Origin of the sequence: Blautia sp. MCC270, assembly GCF_018785605.1 — a bacterium.
GTDB classification, from domain to species: domain Bacteria; phylum Bacillota; class Clostridia; order Lachnospirales; family Lachnospiraceae; genus Blautia_A; species Blautia_A fusiformis.
Window position 1 is genome coordinate 1 of sequence record NZ_WQQD01000106.1, and the last position, 206, is coordinate 206.

1 protein-coding gene is annotated in these 206 nt (G+C 43.7%); it reads left to right on the forward strand.

Features of this window, described 5'->3' with window-relative positions; all coding sequences use genetic code 11:
* Nucleotides 1-35 precede the first annotated feature (35 nt).
* On the forward strand, nucleotides 36-128 hold the full coding sequence (locus GPK58_RS13395; protein ID WP_215638776.1) for a helix-turn-helix domain-containing protein: 93 nt from the start codon (nucleotides 36-38) through the stop codon (nucleotides 126-128).
* Nucleotides 129-206: the final 78 nt, after the last annotated feature.

The following is a 206-nucleotide window of genomic DNA, read 5'->3' on the forward strand; positions in this document are numbered from 1 at the left end:
AAAACATCGCAGAGACAAAAGGATAAGATGGGATAATGCAAAAAGGAATTAAATTCAGGATCTACCCGAACAGAGAACAGCGCAGGCTTTCCCGAAAACAAAAAGATTCCCATAACCGCGAGAAGTAGCGGATCAGGGTGGCAAGAGTGTATGAGAAAGTAACCAATCAGCGGAATGATTTCCTGCAGAAACAGTCAACGATGCTG

What these genes read in the sequence shown, in the direction of transcription:
- GPK58_RS13395 (WP_215638776.1), top strand. Translation starts at nt 36, where the DNA reads ATGCAAAAAGGAATTAAATTCAGGATCTACCCGAACAGAGAACAGCGC.